Annotated in this window: 16 protein-coding genes and 2 pseudogenes; 14 read left to right on the top strand and 4 right to left on the bottom strand. The window is 69.3% G+C overall.

The window, feature by feature from the left end; translation table 11 throughout:
• Positions 1-13 precede the first annotated feature (13 nt).
• Entirely contained in the window at positions 14-940 is a 927-nt protein-coding gene (locus OV079_RS34045; protein WP_267773473.1) for a DUF2169 family type VI secretion system accessory protein, read from the top strand.
• On the opposite strand, the gene OV079_RS34040 is transcribed toward OV079_RS34045, so the two are convergent.
• A complete protein-coding gene (locus OV079_RS34040; RefSeq protein WP_267773472.1) occupies positions 918-1,442 on the bottom strand; it encodes a hypothetical protein in 525 nt (174 codons plus the stop codon). The two genes, OV079_RS34045 and OV079_RS34040, sit on opposite strands and share 23 nt — an antisense overlap.
• A 24-nt stretch (positions 1,443-1,466) precedes the next feature.
• Between OV079_RS34040 and OV079_RS34035 the strand changes: the two genes are divergently transcribed.
• The 5 genes and pseudogenes from OV079_RS34035 to OV079_RS34015 form a co-directional block, all read left to right on the top strand.
• Positions 1,467-1,901 (top strand): hypothetical protein, encoded by a 435-nt coding sequence (locus OV079_RS34035; RefSeq protein WP_267773471.1) that lies wholly within the window; start codon positions 1,467-1,469, stop codon positions 1,899-1,901.
• Between the two features lie 67 nt (positions 1,902-1,968).
• The gene (locus tag OV079_RS34030) at positions 1,969-3,291 is read left to right on the top strand and encodes a PAAR-like domain-containing protein (protein ID WP_267773470.1); all 1,323 of its coding nucleotides are present in this window, start codon (positions 1,969-1,971) and stop codon (positions 3,289-3,291) included.
• A gap of 181 nt (positions 3,292-3,472) precedes the next feature.
• Positions 3,473-3,802, top strand: coding sequence for a hypothetical protein (locus tag OV079_RS34025; protein WP_267773468.1), 330 nt, complete (start codon positions 3,473-3,475; stop codon positions 3,800-3,802).
• A complete protein-coding gene (locus OV079_RS34020) occupies positions 3,799-4,035 on the top strand; it encodes a hypothetical protein (protein ID WP_267773467.1) in 237 nt (78 codons plus the stop codon). The genes OV079_RS34025 and OV079_RS34020 overlap by 4 nt, the downstream gene beginning before the upstream one ends.
• A gap of 736 nt (positions 4,036-4,771) precedes the next feature.
• A pseudogene (locus OV079_RS34015) lies at positions 4,772-6,153 on the top strand (IS3 family transposase); the annotation flags it as partial.
• Positions 6,154-6,527: 374 nt separating this feature from the next.
• Here the strand turns inward: OV079_RS34015 and OV079_RS34010 are convergent.
• Positions 6,528-6,767, bottom strand: coding sequence for a peptidoglycan-binding domain-containing protein (locus OV079_RS34010; RefSeq protein ID WP_267778714.1), 240 nt, complete (start codon positions 6,765-6,767; stop codon positions 6,528-6,530).
• Between the two features lie 211 nt (positions 6,768-6,978).
• Between OV079_RS34010 and OV079_RS34005 the strand changes: the two genes are divergently transcribed.
• From OV079_RS34005 to OV079_RS33980, 6 genes are all read left to right on the top strand, one after another.
• On the top strand, positions 6,979-7,728 hold the full coding sequence (locus OV079_RS34005) for a serine/threonine-protein kinase (protein ID WP_267773466.1): 750 nt from the start codon (positions 6,979-6,981) through the stop codon (positions 7,726-7,728).
• A complete protein-coding gene (locus tag OV079_RS56435) occupies positions 7,679-8,851 on the top strand; it encodes a serine/threonine-protein kinase (protein WP_267773465.1) in 1,173 nt (390 codons plus the stop codon). The genes OV079_RS34005 and OV079_RS56435 overlap by 50 nt, the downstream gene beginning before the upstream one ends.
• Complete coding sequence (locus tag OV079_RS33995) at positions 8,760-9,566, top strand: vitamin K epoxide reductase family protein (protein ID WP_267773462.1); 807 nt, start codon at positions 8,760-8,762, stop codon at positions 9,564-9,566. Before OV079_RS56435 ends, OV079_RS33995 begins: the two co-directional genes overlap by 92 nt.
• The gene (locus tag OV079_RS33990; protein ID WP_267773460.1) at positions 9,548-9,913 is read left to right on the top strand and encodes a hypothetical protein; all 366 of its coding nucleotides are present in this window, start codon (positions 9,548-9,550) and stop codon (positions 9,911-9,913) included. The genes OV079_RS33995 and OV079_RS33990 overlap by 19 nt, the downstream gene beginning before the upstream one ends.
• 8 nt (positions 9,914-9,921) lie before the next feature.
• A complete protein-coding gene (locus OV079_RS33985) occupies positions 9,922-10,935 on the top strand; it encodes a hypothetical protein (protein WP_267773459.1) in 1,014 nt (337 codons plus the stop codon).
• Between the two features lie 157 nt (positions 10,936-11,092).
• On the top strand, positions 11,093-12,316 hold the full coding sequence (locus tag OV079_RS33980) for a TlpA family protein disulfide reductase (RefSeq protein ID WP_267773458.1): 1,224 nt from the start codon (positions 11,093-11,095) through the stop codon (positions 12,314-12,316).
• Here OV079_RS33980 and OV079_RS33975 read toward each other — a convergent pair.
• The gene (locus tag OV079_RS33975) at positions 12,313-13,353 is read right to left on the bottom strand and encodes a hypothetical protein (protein ID WP_267773457.1); all 1,041 of its coding nucleotides are present in this window, start codon (positions 13,351-13,353) and stop codon (positions 12,313-12,315) included. The two genes, OV079_RS33980 and OV079_RS33975, sit on opposite strands and share 4 nt — an antisense overlap.
• Before the next feature lie 301 nt (positions 13,354-13,654).
• Here OV079_RS33975 and OV079_RS33970 point away from each other — a divergent pair, with 301 nt between their 5' ends.
• Positions 13,655-15,148 (top strand): DUF4215 domain-containing protein, encoded by a 1,494-nt coding sequence (locus tag OV079_RS33970; protein ID WP_267773455.1) that lies wholly within the window; start codon positions 13,655-13,657, stop codon positions 15,146-15,148.
• Positions 15,149-15,205: 57 nt separating this feature from the next.
• Complete coding sequence (locus OV079_RS56430) at positions 15,206-15,943, top strand: hypothetical protein (RefSeq protein ID WP_267773454.1); 738 nt, start codon at positions 15,206-15,208, stop codon at positions 15,941-15,943.
• 137 nt (positions 15,944-16,080) lie between these two features.
• Here the strand turns inward: OV079_RS56430 and OV079_RS33960 are convergent.
• A pseudogene (locus OV079_RS33960) lies at positions 16,081-17,456 on the bottom strand (IS3 family transposase); the annotation flags it as partial.
• Between the last annotated feature and the right edge of the window lie 546 nt (positions 17,457-18,002).

The raw sequence follows: 18,002 nt of genomic DNA, 5'->3' as shown, positions 1-18,002 counted from the left end.
ACGGCATCCACTGGTGGCTCGTCGCCATTCGCGCCACCTACGACGTCGACCATCGCGGCCGGCTCACGCTGCTCGACGAGCAGGCCCTCCGGCCCTTGCGCCCGAACACTTCGGCGAGGCAGGGCGCTCGAGCCTGCGTTACGACTCCGACTTGCTCGAGGTGAAGCCCAGCACCGATATCCTTGTGCACGGTTCCGTCGTCGCGCCTGGAGAGCGACCGGCTACGAGCGTCCAGGTCGCGCTCCGGCTGGGGTCCGTGGACAAGGGCCTCGTGGTCTACGGCGAGCGGGCCTACCGTGACGGCGTCATGGGGCTGACGACCACCTCGCCACGCCCCTTCGTCCAACAGCCGCTGCGGTACGAGTCGGCATTCGGCGGCGGCGACTTCCGCGACCCCGACCCCTCGCGGTGGCGATTCGACGAACGCAACCCGGCGGGCCGCGGCTTCGCGGTCGACGCCGCCGACGTCGAGACTCCGGCGCACACCATCGAATACGCCGCGGGGCGTCCCGAAGCGACCGGGCCCGCGGGGTTCGGTCCCATCGACCGCGGCTGGCTCCCACGACGCGAGCTCGCCGGAACCTACGACACAGCGTGGGTCCGCGAGCGCAAGCCCCTCCTCCCCCGCGACTACGACCCGGCCTTCGCACTCGCAGCACCGCACGACCAGCGCCCATCGATGCCGCTCGTCGGCGGAGAGCGGATGGCTGTGTCGAACATGACCCCCGAGGGCATGCTGGTGGTCGAGCTCCCCCGCAAGCGCTTCGCGCTGAGCTCCCGCTTCGGAACGACCGAGCATGAGCACGGCACACGGTTAACCACGGTACTGCTGGAGACCGACGAGCGCCGGCTCTCGCTGATCTGGCAGAGCGCGCTACCGGTCCGCGCCAGCGACGTGGACTACCTCGACGAGACCTTCATCGAGGAGGCGTCGGCATGATCGACCTGCTGGGCATCGGCGCCCGAACCCCGGTCGGTCTCACGGCGCCGGCCAGCGCCGCGGCGATCCGGGCGGGCATCAGTCGCCTCCGAGATTCGCCTTCGCCACGATGCGAGGCGAGCCGCTCATCATCGGCGCCGACGCCCGGCTGAAGGACGCGCTTCAGGGGCTCGCGCGCATGGTCGAGCTCGCCTCGTCCGCCGTGGCCGAAGCCCTCGCCGACTTCGCTCCGGGTGCGGTCCCCGAGTGTGAGCTCTGGCTGGCCCTCCCGGAGCAGCGTCCTGGTTTTGACGACCATGCTGCGGCCACCGTGGCGCGTGCGAGCGCCGACGCGGCGCGCCAGCGAGGCTTTCGCACACGAGCGACGACCGGCGGCCGGGGCCACGCCGGCGTCATGCAGTGCGTGCGACAGATCCTCGCCGCCGCGGACGCGGATCGCCTCCATGTCGTCGTCGGCGTCGATAGCTACTGTGACGACGAGAGCCTCGTCTGGCTCGAGCAAGCGCGGAGGCTCGCGCAAGACGGCGTGCGTGGTGGGTTCACGCCCGGTGAAGCTGCGGGCTGCCTCGTGCTCGGGCGACGGCGACTCGGAGCGCGGCTCAAGCGTCGGCCCCTCGCTACGATCTCCGGCGTCGGCGTCCACCAGGAGACGCAGCTGCGCGACAGCGACGCCGGGTCCTTCGGGCTCGCCTTGAGCGAGGCCGTGATGGACGCGGCCGCGGGCCTGGACTTGCCCGCGCACGCGGCGGACGCCGTGTACTGCGACATCAACGGCGAGCGCTACCGCAGCGAGGAGTGGGGCCTGTTCGCCACGCGGGCTCACGCGGCGCTGCGGTCCCTGCAGTATCAGACCTTCTGCGGCAGCATCGGCGACGTCGGCGCCGCCTTCGGCGCGATCGCCAGCATCGTCGCCGCACAGTCGTTCGCCCGCGGCTACGCCCAGGACCCCGCGCCCTCGTGATGGCCGGCTCGGACTCCGGCACGCGCGGCGCGATGTTTCTGCACGATCCTCGTATCCAAGGACGCCCATGAAGACGCTCGTCAACGCGCCCAAGACACCGGTCACGAAGGGCAGCAAGGGCGTGGCCGCGGCCACCATCCCCAACGTCTGCAAGATGCCGGGACCGCCTGCGCCCTTCGTCCCCACACCGCTGCCAAACATCGGCAAGAGCGGCAGCTCTCCCAAGGGTTATTCGAAGAACGTCACGATCGAGGGCAAGCAGGTCGCCGTGAAGGGCGCGACCTTCGGATCGACGGGCGACATGGCCAGCAAGGGGACCGGCGGTGGCCTGTTCTCCGCCAACACGCACGGCTCCACGAGCTTCGTCGGCCCGGGGTCGTTCGACGTCAAGATCGAGGGCAAGAACGTGCAGCTCCTCGGCGACCCGATGCTCAACAACTGCGGGCCCAGCGGCAAGCCGCCCAACGCCGCCACCCTCGTCGGCGTGCTGCAGAATGCGGGCCTGACCGCGGTGGTCGGCGACGAGCCCTGTCCGCTGTGTCGTAAGCAACACGGCTTCAACGGCAAGCTCGAAGAGGACGAGGACACCAAAGGGGCCGCGGGGCAGCTGCAGGCCGCCATCGACCGAGCCATCGGGAAGGCGCGCGCGACCAACGCCCCGCGGCTCGCCGCGGTACAGGCCGAGATCGCTGCGCTGAAGACGGCGATGGCCGAGCTGCCGAAGAAGCAGCGTGCTCCCCACAGGCAGCAGATCGACGCGCTCGAGAAGGAAGAACGCGGGCTCGCGGTCAACTTCACGGGCATGATGGGCGTCGTCAAGTGCAAGGACGACGGCCTCATCTTCGCCGGGACGAGCCTGTTCCAGTACTCCGACATCCAGGCCGAGATGCCCGGCGCATGGCACTCCCCCACGCCCTCGGGCACCCTCGCCAACAAGCCGGACCGCAAGGACTTCCAGGCCGACGTCCTCGACTTTGCCAGGTACGGCAAGGGCTCGCTGAGCTCGTGGCCCGTGGAGTGGGAGAAGCTGAAGCAGCTAGCGAACGACTCTTTCCGAGGTGTCACCGACGAGATGTTCTACCCCCCGGGGAGCTGCGCGGCGCAGCAGATGGCGCTGCTGGCCATGAACCACGGCGACCGCCCCATGGGCCTCACCGAGCGCTACTACACCACGAACCCCGCTGCCAAGCTGTCCAAGCTGTGGATCCGCAAGCCCGGCAAGGACGGCCCCAAGCGAGCCCGCCTGGCCACCCCCGAAGAGCTCGGGCCGGGCAAGCCGATCCCCCCGTGCGGCACGTGCCAGGTCATCCTCACCATGCTGATGTGCGCCGAGGGTGAGATGCATTGCGATCACAAGACCGCTCACCCCGGAGTGTGTCACAAATGCTAGAGCCCGAGCTCGAAGCGCTGCTGCTTCGCATCGTCCCCAACCTCGCACGCGACTGGTCGGGGGCCTCCCCGGAAGATCTGGAGGAGCTCGAGGAGCGCGTCGAGCTCACCGGCCACGACTTCCCCCCTTTTATCGGTGGTTCCTCTCGCGCCTGGCTGGCAGCGTGGGCGCGCTCCACCCCATGCTGCGAGGTTTCACCGCCGCGAGCGTCCTCGAGGCCTACCGAACCGGCAGCGTCGACATCGGCCCCACGCAGTTCCTCATCGGGCGCATGCCCGACGCCCTGATGCCGCTCGACGTCTATTACGATCTGGCGCACCCGCTACGAGACGACGCCCTCGTCCTGAACGCCATCCTCGACGCAGGTCCCGAGACCCAGACCAGCGAGACCTTCCGCGAATGGATCGCGGCGGGTGCCATGATCACGTTCGGCGTGATGACCGCGCCCCACCGATGTTTCGGGGCCCTCGTCGACCCCGGAGAGCCGCCGCCGCTCAGCTCGAGGCCGTGATGTCGGGGCTCGGCTTCACCAGCCCGATCACGACCGGGCCCTTCTGCCGACTCTACGAGCGAGCTGACATGACACTCGTCGCCGAATCGACTGTCAAGCCCGAGAACCTCGGCATCCTGATCTACAGGGTCGGCGGCCCCAGCGTCGCCTCCATACGCCGGCTGTTGGGGGAGATCGGGCGCGGCACCACGCTCCAGATCGACGCCGATCGCTGGGCGACGCGCTCCCGATGAGCGCCGCGCCATTCGAGCAGATCTTCATACCGACTGAGAAGATCGTGACCGGGCCAGCCGCGTAGCCGTCACAGCGATTGCCTCACAGCGGGTTTCATACGCCTTGAGGAGCCCCCAGGCCACGGAGGGCGGTCTTGATTTTCGACCAGGCGAGCTCGATGGGATTGAGGTCGGGCCCCTACCTGCCAATGTCGTGTGAGACACGGCTCCCACGAAGTTTAGAGAACAGGGCGAGTCCGTGAATCAAGAGCATGAGCAACCCAACCATCAAAAGAAGCGGCAACGAGGAGCAATCGAGTAGGCAGGGCGTGAGCCCGTCCAGGTCGGCCACCGCGGCGTCGAGTCAGCAAGGGTGTAGTCCGGTCGAAAAGCTTGCTGTGCCTGCAGCGACCACGAGCACCAGGAGCGCTTTCCCAAAGAGCGCCAAGGAGGAGCGATCGAGTAGGCAACGCGCGAGCGCGTCAAGGTCGTCGGCTACCGCGGCGAGGAGTCATCAACGGTGTAGTCCGGTCGAAAGTCTTGCTGGATTTACGACGACCAAGAGCGCCTTCCAGAAGAGCGGCAACGAGGAGCAATCGAGTAGGCGGGTCGCGCGCACGACGAGGTTGTCGGGCACGGGTGCGAAGAATCAGCAACGGCGTCGTCCCATCGAAATCCTTGCGTCACCCAGCTCGTCGCTCGGCGAGGAGCACTCGCGGGTGGAGTTCGGCCTGCAACCGGGCGAATAAGCGGAGGCATGGATCCGATGGCGACTCAAGCACGAGAGCCCGACCCCGAGACCGCCGAGAGGGCGACGCGCCGTAGCTTCACGCCCGCGTACAAGCGGAAGATCCTGGCGCAGACCGACCGGGCCAGCGAGGGAGAGATCGGCGCCATCCTGCGCAAGGAGGGCCTGTACAGCTCGCTGTTGTCGACCTGGAGGCGGCAGCGGGACGAGGGTACGCTGGGGGCGTTGAAGCCGAAGAAGCGCGGACCGAAGCCGAAGCAGGACCCTGAGCAGAAAGAGCTGGAGCATCTGCGCCGCCGGGTGGTGCAGCTCGAGCAGAAGCTCGAGACGGCGGAGCTGATCATCGAAGTCCAAAAAAGTCTCGCAATTGCTCGGGATCCCGCTCGCAACGCTCGAGACGTCCGAGAAGCCCTGATCGCGCAGGCGGACGAGCTGTCCGGAGGACAGGTCTGCCGCGGGCGTGCGAGGCGCTCGGGGTCTCGCGGGCGACCGTGTACCGCCGGCGTCGCCCCGCGCCGTCGCCGAAGCCGACGACGCCACGGCAGTCGCCGCGGGCGCTGAGCGCGGCGGAGCGCCAGGAGGTGCTGGCGCTGCTGCACAGCGAGCGCTTCGTCGACAAGGCGCCCGAGGTCATCGTGCCGACCCTGCTCGACGAGCAGCGCTGGCTATGCAGCGCGCGGACGATGTATCGCCTGCTCGCCGCCGAGGGCGAGCTCCGCGAGCGCCGGCGGCAGCGGCGGCACCCAGAGTACAGGCGCCCCGAGCTGCTGGCGACCGCACCCAACCAGGTGTGGTCGTGGGACGTCACCTGGCTGCGAGGACCGACGAAGGGCCAATACTATTACCTGTACGTCCTGCTCGACATCTACAGCCGCTGCGTCGTCGGCTGGACCCTGGCCCGCCGCGAGCGCGCCGACATCGCCGCCCGGCTGATCCGCGCCGCCTGCGACAAGCAGAACATCCAACCTGACCAATTGACCATCCATGCCGATCGCGGTGCCGTCCCGACGTCGTGCGAGCTCGCCGACCTCTACGACGCCCTGGGCGCCCGCCGCTCGCACAGCCGGCCCCACGTCAGCGACGACAACCCGTACTCGGAGGCCCACTTCAAGACCCTCAAGTACACCCACGACTACCCCGACCGCTTCGCCTCGTACGACGACGCCCACGCCTTCTGCGTCCGCTTCGTCGACGGCTACAACCATCACCACCGCCACTCCGGCATCGCCTTCCTGGCGCCCGCCGACGTGCATTACGGTCGCACCGAGGCCATCCTGTCCGTCAGGACAGCCACCCTCCACGAAGCCTACGACGCCCACCCCGAGCGCTTCGTCCGCGGTCGGCCGACGCCGCGCCGGCCTCCCGCCGCGGTCTACATCAACCCGCCGCGTAACCCCGAACGCGGCCCTCGCGAGTACGACGTCCATGTCCTTACGGACAGGTGCAGCGCGACTGATTCTCTACAAGGTTGCTATGTCGGCGAAATCTCACATTCATTAAACCTGAGCAGCACCGTGTCTCAAGGTCATTGACAGGCTCCGGGCGAGTACGGCGGCTGGTAGACGACCCTCGCGCCGCATGCCTCAATACGCTGCAGGGATGCCGGAGCCGAAAGACCCAGATCCGAGCGAAGATTCGCACGAGCACGAGCCCACGAAACCCAGGCTCATCGGGACCTTCGCGGCCGCTCGCTCGGACCGCGCGCGTGACACTTTCAACACGCTCGAGGCCGGACCGCGCTGGTCGTTCTCTTCCTGAACTCGCCTCAGCACCCGTGAGCCTCCTGCAGGGCGGCGATCGTCGGCTCGTCCAGCGCGCCCGTCACCTCGAGGCGGCGCAACGCCTGAAAGCGGCGCAGGGCCCGCTGGAAGCCCTCGTCCGGCGCCGAGGGCTCGGCGCCGTACAGGCCGAGGCTTCGCAGGCGCTGGGCGGCGCCTCGCCAGTGGTCCGCGGGTTCGAGGTGCCCCAGCGTGAACTCGTACTTCTCGCCGCGCTCCGGAAGCACCAACGTCGCCCTCGTCACATCAGCCGGGATCGCGGCCTCGAGGCGTCCCTCGTCGTCCGCCGTGCCCTCGACATGGCGGCCTGGCCCTTGCGCCTTTCGCGCTCGAAGCGTTCCAAGGATCGTTCGCGGAAGTGAGAGTCGGTCCGCCACGGGCCCGAGGGCCGTCTCCGGGCTCCTTTACGGGGCGTGGCCTCACGGTTAGCCTCCCCTGGTGAAGTTCACCGAGGAGCAGCTCGACGGGGTCGAGCAGACGGAGGCGCACGAGACCTCGACCGTGCACCAACCGTCGCGGGCGGATACGCGGGCCGGGCTCCTGATCGCCGAGCGCTACCGAATCATGGAGCGGCTGGGCAAGGGTGGAATGGCGGCTGTGTATCGTGCAGTCGACCGCGAGTCGGGCGTGGAGTACGCGGTAGAATTCCTCGACCGTCGATTCACGGCCGACCCCGGCATGGGGCGACGCTGTCAGCGCGAAGCGCGGACCATGGCTGAGATCGAGAGTCGCCACGTGCCGCGTGCCTTCGTGGTCGGGACTACGCCGGAGAACGAAATCTACTTCGTGATGGAGTTCCTGCGCGGGAGCGATCTCGAGCAAGTGCTCATGCGCCAGGGCCCACTCCCGTGGCGCCGAGCCGCGGCGATCGGCCTCCAGCTGTGCGAGGCGCTGGCAGCGGCCCATGCCCGCAACATCATCCACCGCGACGTCAAGCCATCGAACTGCTTCCTCGTCGAAGGCGGCGACGCAGGCGACGATCTTGTGAAGTTGATCGACTTCGGGATCGCCAAGGACCTCGACGCGAGCGGCGAGCAGACCGGCCTCGGGCTGGTGCTCGGGACGCCGGGCTACGTGGCTCGAGCTGCTCGCAGGCGAGGCGCGGCCGTCGCCGGGGACCGACGTGTATGGCCTCGGCGTGACGATCTACAAGTTGATGACCGGGCGGCTACCCTGGCAGCCGGGTAGCGCGGGCGATGTGACGTACGCGCAGATTCACGAGTCGCCGCGGCCGCTCCACGAGCATGTGCGCGGGGCGCTGCCGCCCAAGGTCGAGGCGGCGGTTATGCAGGCGTTCGAGCGCGATCCGTCGCGACGCTTCCGCTCGGTCGACGAGGTGATGGCTGCCCTGCGGCTGGCGCTCGATGAGCCGCGCGCGGTGCCGCCGAGCGGCTCGGTGCTGCGGGAGGCGCCCGTGCCGGTGTCTTCGCCAGCGCCTGGGTGGCGTCGTGAGGCGGCGATCGTGATGGTGACGGCTGCAGCGCTGTTCGGAGGGGCGTGGTCCCTGGCGCCGACGGAGAAGCCGGGACATGGTGGATCTGGACGGGTGCTGCTGTCCGCGGTACGGCCGACGCCGACGCACCAGTTGCTCGTGCGCGAGGCGACAATCGCCGGGGACAGAATGCGCAAGCCCGTCGTGAACGCGGCGGATGAGGCGGCGCGTGGTGAGGTGGAGCGCGTCGAGGCCCCGGGTGAGGGCCTGGCGCGTGAGGCTCCGCCAGCGCCCGTGACGGAGGTCGCGGCTCCGGCCGCGTCGCCGCCCCAGGAGCCGGCGCCGGTTCTGGCGCGGCCGTTCTCGGCGAGCAAGGTGCGGGCGCAGCTCGATCGGCGCCTCGCCGACCTGCGGGTGTGCGCGATGCCGGGCACGGACCGACTGCGCTTCACGTTGAAGGTGAGCCCAGAAGGGTCAGTGCATGAGGTGCAGGCGTCGCCGGCGTCGTTTCGTCAGTGCGTGCTCGATCAGCTCGACGGTGCCGAGTTCCCGGAGAGTGATGACGGCGGAGAGCTGACGTACACGTTCACGGCCAAGGACGCGCCGAAGCCGGCGACGAAGAGCAAGAAGCCTTCGAAAGCGATCCGATGGACGACCTCCTGCCGGTGGGGCAAAAGTGACGGAGCCGACGATGGTCGCTCCTCCCGCGATCCCTCGACGGGTCCGCTTCGGGGCGGGGTTGACGCTCTTGTCCGCGTTCGTCGGGCTCGGCGTCGGCGCGTGGCTCGTGCGGCTCAAGTTCGGCGCCGACTACCTCTGCGACGCGAGCGGATGCACCGGCGGCGACGACGGGCCGTCGTGTGCCGAGGCGCTGAGTAGCGCGTGGTCAGAGCTACTCGGGCTGCCGCTCGGCGTGTGGTCGATCGGACATGTTCTCACGACCATAGTGCTCGCGGCGGCCCTGCTGCGCGGGCGCGGTCCGCTGGCCGAGGTCGCACCGCGCGGACTGCTGGGGCTCGGCACGTTCGGGATCACGGTGTCGGCGCTGCTGGGGACCTACGCGTTCACCCAGTTCACGCACATGTGCCCGTTCTGCATGGCGCTGTACGCGACGCTGACGCTGGCGTTCGTCGGCGCGTGGCTGATCCATGGGCCCTCGGACCAGAGTGCCGGCGGGCAGCGGATCCGCGGGACGTTCTGGGCGGCGATGATCTGGGTGCTGACGACCGGCGGGCTCGCGGTCGGCTACCAGCTCGCGGCGCGCAGGGCGAGCTGCCCGCCCCCGCCGCCCAATCCGCCACCGGTCACGCTCGCAGCAACGGTCGAGACGCCGCGCACCGCGGTGATGCTTTTTGTCGATCCGACCTGCCCCCTGTGTCGGCGAGAGCTGCACTACTTGCAACAATCGCTGCCGCGGTTGCGCGCACACGGGGCCGAGCTATGGGTGTACATGTTCCCGCGCGCGAGCTGTGACGAGCGGTTCCTGCCGTCGCACGAGTTCGTCGACGTCGAGGAAGGCCGCAGACGCACGGTGATGCGCGTGGCAACAACGCGTGCCTCGGGGCGCTGGCGGCGTTGTGCGCGGAGCAGCTAGCTCCCGGGCGTGGGCTCGAGGCTCTCGCGGCGCTGTTCGACCTGCAGGACACGGAGGCGCCGCGGTTCACGATCGAGAAGGTGGAGCGAGCGCTCGGCGAGGTCGCAGAGACGCTGGGCCCGGGCGGAAAGCTGCGCACGTGCGTCGACGGTGAGGATGCGGCGGCGACGCTGGCGGCCCAGCAGCGCTACTTGCTCTCGTGGGTGAAGGCGCGAGGCGGACGGGTGAGCGTTCCCCAGGCGTTCGTGGTCCCCATCGTCGATGAGGCGCTGCACCTCGACGACGCGATGCCGGCGACGAGCGCGGGGAAGCTCCTCAAGCTCGTCGAAGCGCCTGGGTCGAAGTGAGGATGACGATGTCGATCGATCTGACGACCAGGGTCTTGATCGCGCTGACGACCGCGATCTGGGTGATGGTGTTGCTCGTGGCCTATCCGGTGTTTTTCTTGCCTGGGATGGTCGTCGACGAGGGCGAAGAAGCGCGGGTCTGCGATCCGCGCCGGCCGGACGAGGAGCAATGTCCCGAGGGGCAGTGGTGTGTTCATGGACAATGCACGCCTCACGAAGAGCCGCAGGTGGCCCAGCGAGGCGAGCAGTGCCGTGATTGTCCGTGCGACGTCGGTTTGCAGTGCGGCGCGGATCTGCGCTGCCGGCCGCGTAACGAGCCGGAGGCGCCCGCGCCGACATGCGGCGACCCAGCCGTCGAGGCGGCGGTCTCGCGGTTGACGCAGACGTGCCTGCAGCGCCGGCACAGCGTGCAGGACCAGGTCGAGAGCGGACAAGGATGCAGCGCCGACGAATGGCGGGCGCTGCTCGCCGACGACGAGCAGATGAACACGCTGCTGGCCGCGTTCCCGAACCGGCTGGCGGTGTTCTTCCCGTCGGGCGAACCCCGCGCCCGACAGGCGTGGCCGGACCCCCAGACGCGGGCGCACATGGCCAGCGAGCTGGCGCGCCACGCCGAGGCGCTGCGCGAGGCGAAGATGTTGTTCGTGCTCGGCCGCGCGAGCCCCGACGGCAACCCGGCCGACGACTACGCGCTCGCTCTGCGGCGGATCAACGCGGTCGAGCGGCTGATCGACGTCGCGCTCGGTCGCGAGAAGCCGAGCGAGCGCGGTGCCGGCCCGATGCTCATCGGCTCGGGCGCGCCGAGCGATCGGCCGGTCGCGCTCGAGGCGTTCGTCCGCAACTATGCGGGGACGCAGGCGCCGATCGCTACTTCCCGCGCGGAGAGCGAGCGCCTGGCCGGCGCGTTCGCGGCGATCCGCGCGGGGGAGCCGGTGCCGGGCAGGCGCTCGCTCGAGCGCGATGTCAACCGCGTGGTCCTGGTGATCCCGGTGCCGTGCGACGGCACGAAGGAGGTCCGATGATGACGGCGAGAGCGGCACGACGTGTGCTGTTGGCGGCAGCGCTCGCGGCGACGGTGGCGGTGTTCGCCGCAGCCGTGGGCATCTGGCATCTCAGGCAGCTCGAGGACCGGTTCTCGGGGACACGCCGCGCGTGTGAGTGCTGCGAGGAGTCGGAACATTGAAGACGACACTGCTGCCGTCCGAGGCCGAGGCGCCGCGCGCGTGGATTTGGGGGGCGTTCGTGCTCTTGATCTCGGTCGGCGTGCTCTCCGCTCTGACGCTCGTGCTGACCTGGCGGATCACCGAGCGGACCGAGGCGCTCGAGAAGTTGCGGGCGCGTGCAGCCTCGTGCCCCGCGCCCGTGCGCTCGCCGTCCGAGCGTCACGTCGAAGTCGAGGAAGCGCCTCCGCCGCCTCCCAGCGCGCCGCTCGGGTCCGGCTCCTACGTCGCGGCCGGCGTGGACCTCGGGCCGTTGATGCGCCTGCGACTCGAGCGCGTGCGCCAGGGAGCGCCCGCGGGTACGGTGCGCTTCGGCTCGTCGGAGGTGCTGTCGCCGCGGGCGGTGCATGTGATCAGCCTGTGGGCACCATGGTGCGTCGCCTGCAAGGAGGTCCTGCCGGACCTGCGCGAGCTGTTCGAACGACGCGGCGCGAGCTGGGGCGACTCAGTGCGGTTCCTGCCGGTGCAGGTGCTCGACCCGACCGCGCCCGAGGACGCGATCCGGACGTGGGGGCCGCTCATGCCCGCGAGTCATGTGCAAGTCGCCGACCGCTCGCTCGCGGACAGCTTCGTCGCCGCGCTGCGCGACGACTCGCGCCGTCTCTACCAGGGAACGTTGCCCGTGACGCTCGCGCTCGACTGCAACCGACGTGTCCGATGGGCCAGGATCGGTGTGCCCGGCGAGGCGGAGATGAAGGAGCTCGAGGACTGGCTCGACACCTTCCGCGCCGAGATGACCGACGGCGATCCGCGCTGCCGGCAGGTCTGGTGCGGGAACGGCCGCTGCGAGGCCGGCGAGGCCGGGCGCTGCGAGGAAGACTGCGGCGCACTCGCCGAAACGGCGCCTAGCGAGCGCGTGGTGTCGGGGCCCACTGAGGTCGCGGTCGTCGGGCCGAACGAGATGGCCCCGGACGATCCCGCCAAGCGTCCCTCCAAGCGAAAGCCGTGCCCACAAGAGTGCCCTCGCTGCGATGAGAAAGGCCGGTGCTTGACGCTATGGGGCGGGTCCGAGGCGCCGGCGACTACGGCCCCCGTATTCACCTGCGGCGATGGTCACTGCGATCCTGGCGAGGACCCGAAGACGTGTTGCCGTGACTGCGGTTGCAAGGGCTCGCTGCAGTGCCGGCGCGCCGAAGGCGGGCGCGACGTCTGCCTGCCCGCGAACGAACTGTGGTCGGACTAAAACCGGCCCTCGATGACAAGGGCGCCACCGCCGACGCGGACTTGTGGACCCGCCGACACGAGGAAGCGGCCGCTCCGATCGAGCAACAGGCCCGTGATCGCGCTGGCCAGAGCGCCGGCGCCGAGGCCCAGGAACGTGGCGCCGGTCGTGTGCGCCGCCCCGGCTCCGTTGATCGCGCGGCGATCGTCGTCTGTCCAGGGGGACGGGTCGTTGTGCCGGCCGGATGCCTGGGCGCCGAGGCCGAGAGCGACCGCGCCGCCGATCGTCGACAGGCCGCCGACCGAGGCGGCGATGATCCAGCCGAGCCGGCGCTTGCGGGGCTCCTTGACCCGAGCGACAAGACCTCCGAGCAGCGCGCCGGCACCGACGCCGAGTACGGCGGCGCCCGACGCTCGCAACGTCCCGGCCGCATCGAGCTCGCGACGGCACGCCTCGACCGGAAAAAGCGAACCGTCGGACTGGCACGCCTCCACGGGGCCGTTGAGCCGCGACGACCATCGGCCCTGTCCGATGCCGAGCAGAGTCCCGCCGACGACCATCCCGGCGACGCCGGCGCCGCTCCAGCCAAGCGCGAAGCGTCGGAGCGCGCGAGCGTCCTGGCGCAGCCGGAGATCCAGGACCGCCGGAGCCGTCGTGGATGCCTCGACCCGACTTTCGTGCGTGATGGGCTCGAAGCGCGGATCGTCGACGCGGATCTGCCACCTGCCCGGGTCGAGCGAGAGGACGGTGTTCTCGCCCGGGCGGACCGTGATGGTGAGATCCGGTCGAACGTCGGACGCGAAGGCGGAGACGAACGTGAGGGTAACGGAGAGCGGAGCGTCGAGCGGGCGCTGCGTTCGCAGCTCGAGCGGCACCGGCCTGGTCTCCGCCCGGGCGGTCCGCAGAAGGGCCGTCGCCTCCTCGCGCTGGGCGGCGGTCAGACCAGGTAGCGCGAGCAGGGCCTCGAGATGCACGACGACGTGGGCGTGGTGGCTGAGGGCGACACGCGAGACTGCGGCATTGAACAGGTCGGCTGCCCCATGTCCTTCGCGCCACAACGCCTCGAACTCCAGCGCGGCCTCGCCGAAGTGACCGTGCTCGAACGCCGTGCGGGCGCGACCGCGGCGCTCGCTCCCGGGGTCGCTCGCGCCTGCGGCAGGCGAGGCCGAGCCGGCGGAGACGGATGGCGTCAGGAGCAGGAGAGCGGCCAGGAGGACGCAGACCATGGGCCCGGGAGTGTACGGAAAACGAGCGACGGACGCGAGGCCCAACCGGAGTTGGGCCCCCCAACCACGGTTGGGGGCGCAGGCGCACGCGTGAGGCGTTGATCGCCCGAGATCCATGTTTTAGAGTCTGCTGATGATGCGCGTCGACGTGCGACTCGGCCTCCTGCTCGCCCTCGGCGGTCTGAACTGCCTCAAGATCGACTTTCCGCCCGCGGACGATCCGTACTGGCAGTGCAACGAAGACCACGTGTGCGACGCGGACGAGAATCAGGTCGTCTGCCCGTCGGACTGCGTGTGGAGGGACGAGACGGGCGAGGGCCCCGCGGCGGCGGTGTGCGACGCGCAGGAGAACTGGACCTTCGTCCAGGCATGTCTCGGCACGTGCGGGAACGGGCAAGAGGACGAGGACGAGACGGCGGAGACGTGCCCGCGCGACTTCCCGGGGCCGGGCTGCGGCGACGGCGTGTGCGCGCCACTCGAGGACCCCGCGCGCTGCCCGACCGACTGTCACCCCGAAAGCTGCGGCGACGGGACGTGCGAGCTGCACGAGAACGCCGCCATCTGCACCGAGGACTGCACGCCTGGGTGCGGCGACGGGGTGTGTCAGGCGGACGAAGAGACGGCGTGCGCGAGGGATTGCTTGCCCTGCTCCGGCGACTCGTGTGTCTGCGGGGACATGGTCTGCGGGACAGGCGAGTCGATGATGAGCTGCCCGGAGGACTGCACTAAGCCCTCCTGCGGCAACGGGGCGGTGGAAGAGGGCGAGCCGTGCGACGACGGGAACGACGTCGACACCGACGCCTGCACCAACGCCTGCGCCATGGCGACCTGCGGCGATGGCATCGTGTGGACCAGCGAAGAGCAGTGCGACGACGGCCCCGACAACGGCCCCGGCAAGGCGTGCAGCGCGATGTGCGAGGCCAGCACTTGCGGCGACGGCGACGTCGGTCCCGGTGAGACGTGCGATGACGGGAACGCGGACGACACCGACGAGTGCGTGGCCTGCCAGGACGCGACCTGCCGCGACGGTTCGGTCCAGGCAGGCGTGGAGCAGTGCGACGACGGTAATGACATCGACACCGACACCTGCACGAACGACTGCGAGCCGGCGAAGTGCGGGGACGGCATTGTCCAGGACGGCGTGGAGGAGTGCGATGACGGGAATCAGGTCGACGGCGACAGCTGCTTCGAATGCCTGAAGCCGCGGCGGGTGATCTTCGTGACGAGCAAGAAGTTCGAGGGCAACCTCGGGGGCCTGAGCGGCGCGGACGAGGAGTGCGTGATGGCGGCGACCGCCGCCGGGCTCACGAATGAGGGGAGCTTCAAGGCGTGGCTGTCGAGCCAGCTGACCGGGCCCGCGAACCGGCTCGACACGGCGTACCTGGGGATGTACGTGCTGATCGACGGGACGCCGGTGGCCGAGAACGGCTGGGCCGACCTGACCGATGGCGAACTCCTGCACGCCGTCGACCGGACCGATGCGAAGGAGAAGGTGAACTTGGCCCCGTGGACGAACACGAAGTCCGACGGGACCCCGGCGATCACGACTGCGACGGCTGGAACGCCTCAGCGCCCCAGGCCTCCGGTGGCTTCGGTTTACGAACGCGACCGACGCGACCTGGACTGAGGTGATGAGCACGTCGACTTGCGACGTCGCTCGTCCCCTCTACTGCATCGAGGACCCGTGAAGCGGCGCGACCTTCCTGCCTCGACGCATGCGCGACAATGGTTCCTGTCCGCGGGGACATGTCTCTTCGTGTTGGTCCTCACGCAATGCGCCCGGGAGCCCGAGCACCCGCCGTGGCAGTGCAACGATAACTTTGTCTGCGACGCGGACGAGAACCAGGAGGTCTGCCCGTCGGACTGCGTGTGGACGGACGAGACGGGCGAGGGCCCCGCGGCGGCGGTGTGCGACGCGCAGGAGAACTGGACCTTCGTCCAGGCGTGTCTCGGCACGTGCGGGAACGGGCAAGAGGACGAGGACGAGACGGCGGAGACGTGCCCGCGCGACTTCCCAGGCCCGGGCTGCGGCGACGGCGTGTGCGCACCCAACGAGGACCCCGCGCGCTGCCCGATCGAGTGTCACGCCGGGAGCTGCGGCGACGGGACGTGCGAGCTGCACGAGAACGCCGCCATCTGCACCGAGGACTGCACGCCTGGGTGCGGCGACGGGGTGTGTCAGGCGGACGAGGAGGCGACGTGCGGGCGAGACTGCCTCCCCTGCACTGGCGACTCATGTGTCTGCGGGGACATGGTCTGCGGGACAAGCGAGTCGATGATGAGCTGCCCGGAGGACTGCACCAAGCCCTCCTGCGGCAACGGGGCAGTGGAAGAGGGCGAGCCGTGCGACGACGGGAACGACGTCGACACCGACGCCTGCACCAACGCCTGCGCTATGGCGAGCTGCGGAGCCTGTCAATGACTTTGAGACACGGTGCTGATCAGGTTTAGTGAATGTGAGATTTCACCGGAGAGGTGCTCCGAAGGTGGATCCATCGCGATGCACCTGTCCGTAAGGACATGGACTTCGTACTCGCGAGGGCCGCGCTCGGGGCGGCCCGGAGGGTTGATGTAGACCGCGGCGGCAGGCCGGTGCGGCGTGGGTCTTCCATGGACGAAGCGCTCCGGGTGGGCGGCGTAGGCGGCGTGGAGGGCGGCAGTCCGGACGGACAGGACGGCCTCGGTGCGGCCGTAATGCACGTCCGCGGGGGCGAGGAAGGCGATGCCGGAGTGACGGTGGTGGTGGTTGTAGCCGTCGATGAAGCGGGCGCAGAAGGTGTGTGCTTCGTCGTAGGAGGCGAAGCGGTCGGGGTAGTCGTGGGTGTACTTGAGGGTCTTGAAGTGGGCCTCGGAGTAGGGATTGTCGTCGCTGACGTGGGGCCGGCTGTGCGAGCGGCGGGCGCCCAGGGCTTGGTAGAGGTCGGCGAGCTCGCGGGACGTCTGGACGGCGCCGCGATCGGCGTGAATGGTCAATTGATCAGGTCTAATTTGTTGTTTGTCGTAGGTGGTGCGGAGCAGGCGCGCGGCGAGGTCGGCGCTCTCGCGGTGCGCCAGGGTCCAGCCGACGACGCAACGGCTGTAGATGTCGAGCAGGACGTACAGGTAGTAGTATTGGCCCCGGGTCGGTCCTCGCAGCCAGGTGACGTCCCACGACCACACCTGGTTCGGCGCGGTCGCCAGCAGCTCGGGGCGCTTGTACTCGGTGTGCCGCCGCTGCTGCCGGCGCTCCCGGACCTCGCCATCCTGCGCGAGCAGGCGATACATCGTCCGCGCGCTGCACACCCAGCGCCCCTCGTCGAGCAGGAGCGCCACGATGACCTCGGGCGCCTTGTCGACGAAGCGCTCGCTGTGCAGCATCTCCAGCACCTCCTGGCGCTCTCCAGGGCTCAGCGCTCGCGGCGTCCTCCGCGGTCTCGGCGACTTCACCGGCGCGGGGCGGCGACGGCGGTACACGGTGGCGCGCGAGACGCCCAGCGCCTCGCACGCCTGCCGCAGACCTGTCCTCTCAGACAGCTCGCCCGCCTGCGCGATCAGGTCTTCTCGGACGGCTCGATCGTCGCGAGCGGGATCCCGAGCAATTGCGAGACTTTTTGGACGTCGATGATCAGCTCCGCCGTCTCGAGCTTGTGCTCGAGCTGCGCCACCCGGCGGCGCAGGCGCTCCAGTTCTTTCTGCTCGGGGTCCTGCTTCGGCTTCGGTCCACGCTTCTTCGGCTTCAACGCCCCCAGGGTACCCTCGTCCCGCTGGCGCCTCCAGGTCGACAACAGCGAGCTGTACAGGCCCTCCTTGCGCAGGATGGCGCCGATCTGTCCCTCGCTCGCGTGGTCGGTCTGCGCGAGGATCTTCAACTTGTACGCGGGCGTGAAGCGGCGTCGCGGCGTCTTCTCGGCGGTCTCGGGGTTAGGCTCTCGTGCTTGAGTCGCCATCAGGTCCATGCCTCCGTTGCATCGCCCGATTCCAGGTAGAACTCCACCCTCAGGTGCTCTTCGCGGGGCATCGAACCCGGCGAAGCAAGGATTTCGATCGGGCTACACCGTTGCTGACTCGTCGCATCGCCGGCCGACGATCTCGACCCGCTCTCATCCCGCCTACTCGACGGCTCCTCGTTGCTCCTCGTTTCGAAGGCGCGCCTGATGTTCGTGGTCGCCGCAGGCACAGCAAGACTTTCGACCGGACTACACCGTTGCTGATTCGTCGCATCGATGGCCGACGACCTCGTCCTGCTCACACCCTGCCCTACGCGATTGCTCCGGGCTGCCGCTCTCTTGGAAAACCCTCCTGGTGCTCGATGCCGCCGCAGGCGCAGCAAGACTTTCGACCAGACTACGCCGTTGCTGACTCGTTGCATCGGCGGCCAACGACCTCGTCCTGCTCACACAACGCCTACTCGATTGCTCCGGGTTGCCGCTTCTCTGGATGGTTGGTTTGCTCATGCTCTGGATTCACGGACTCGCCCTGCTCTCTAAACTTCGCGGGGACCG

The organism is Nannocystis pusilla, from assembly GCF_026626665.1.
In the GTDB taxonomy this organism is placed as follows: Bacteria; Myxococcota_A; Polyangia; order Nannocystales; family Nannocystaceae; genus Nannocystis; species Nannocystis pusilla.
Note: the sequence above shows the minus strand (reverse complement) of the source record. Positions and strands in the feature narration are given on the sequence as shown.

Excerpts from the sequence above, each read along its gene's own strand:
- OV079_RS34030 (WP_267773470.1), top strand. The coding sequence starts at position 1,969 with ATGAAGACGCTCGTCAACGCGCCCAAGACACCGGTCACGAAGGGCAGC.
- OV079_RS34025 (WP_267773468.1), top strand. The coding sequence starts at position 3,473 with ATGCTGCGAGGTTTCACCGCCGCGAGCGTCCTCGAGGCCTACCGAACC.
- OV079_RS33985 (WP_267773459.1), top strand. The coding sequence starts at position 9,922 with ATGTCGATCGATCTGACGACCAGGGTCTTGATCGCGCTGACGACCGCG.
- OV079_RS33970 (WP_267773455.1), top strand. The coding sequence starts at position 13,655 with ATGATGCGCGTCGACGTGCGACTCGGCCTCCTGCTCGCCCTCGGCGGT.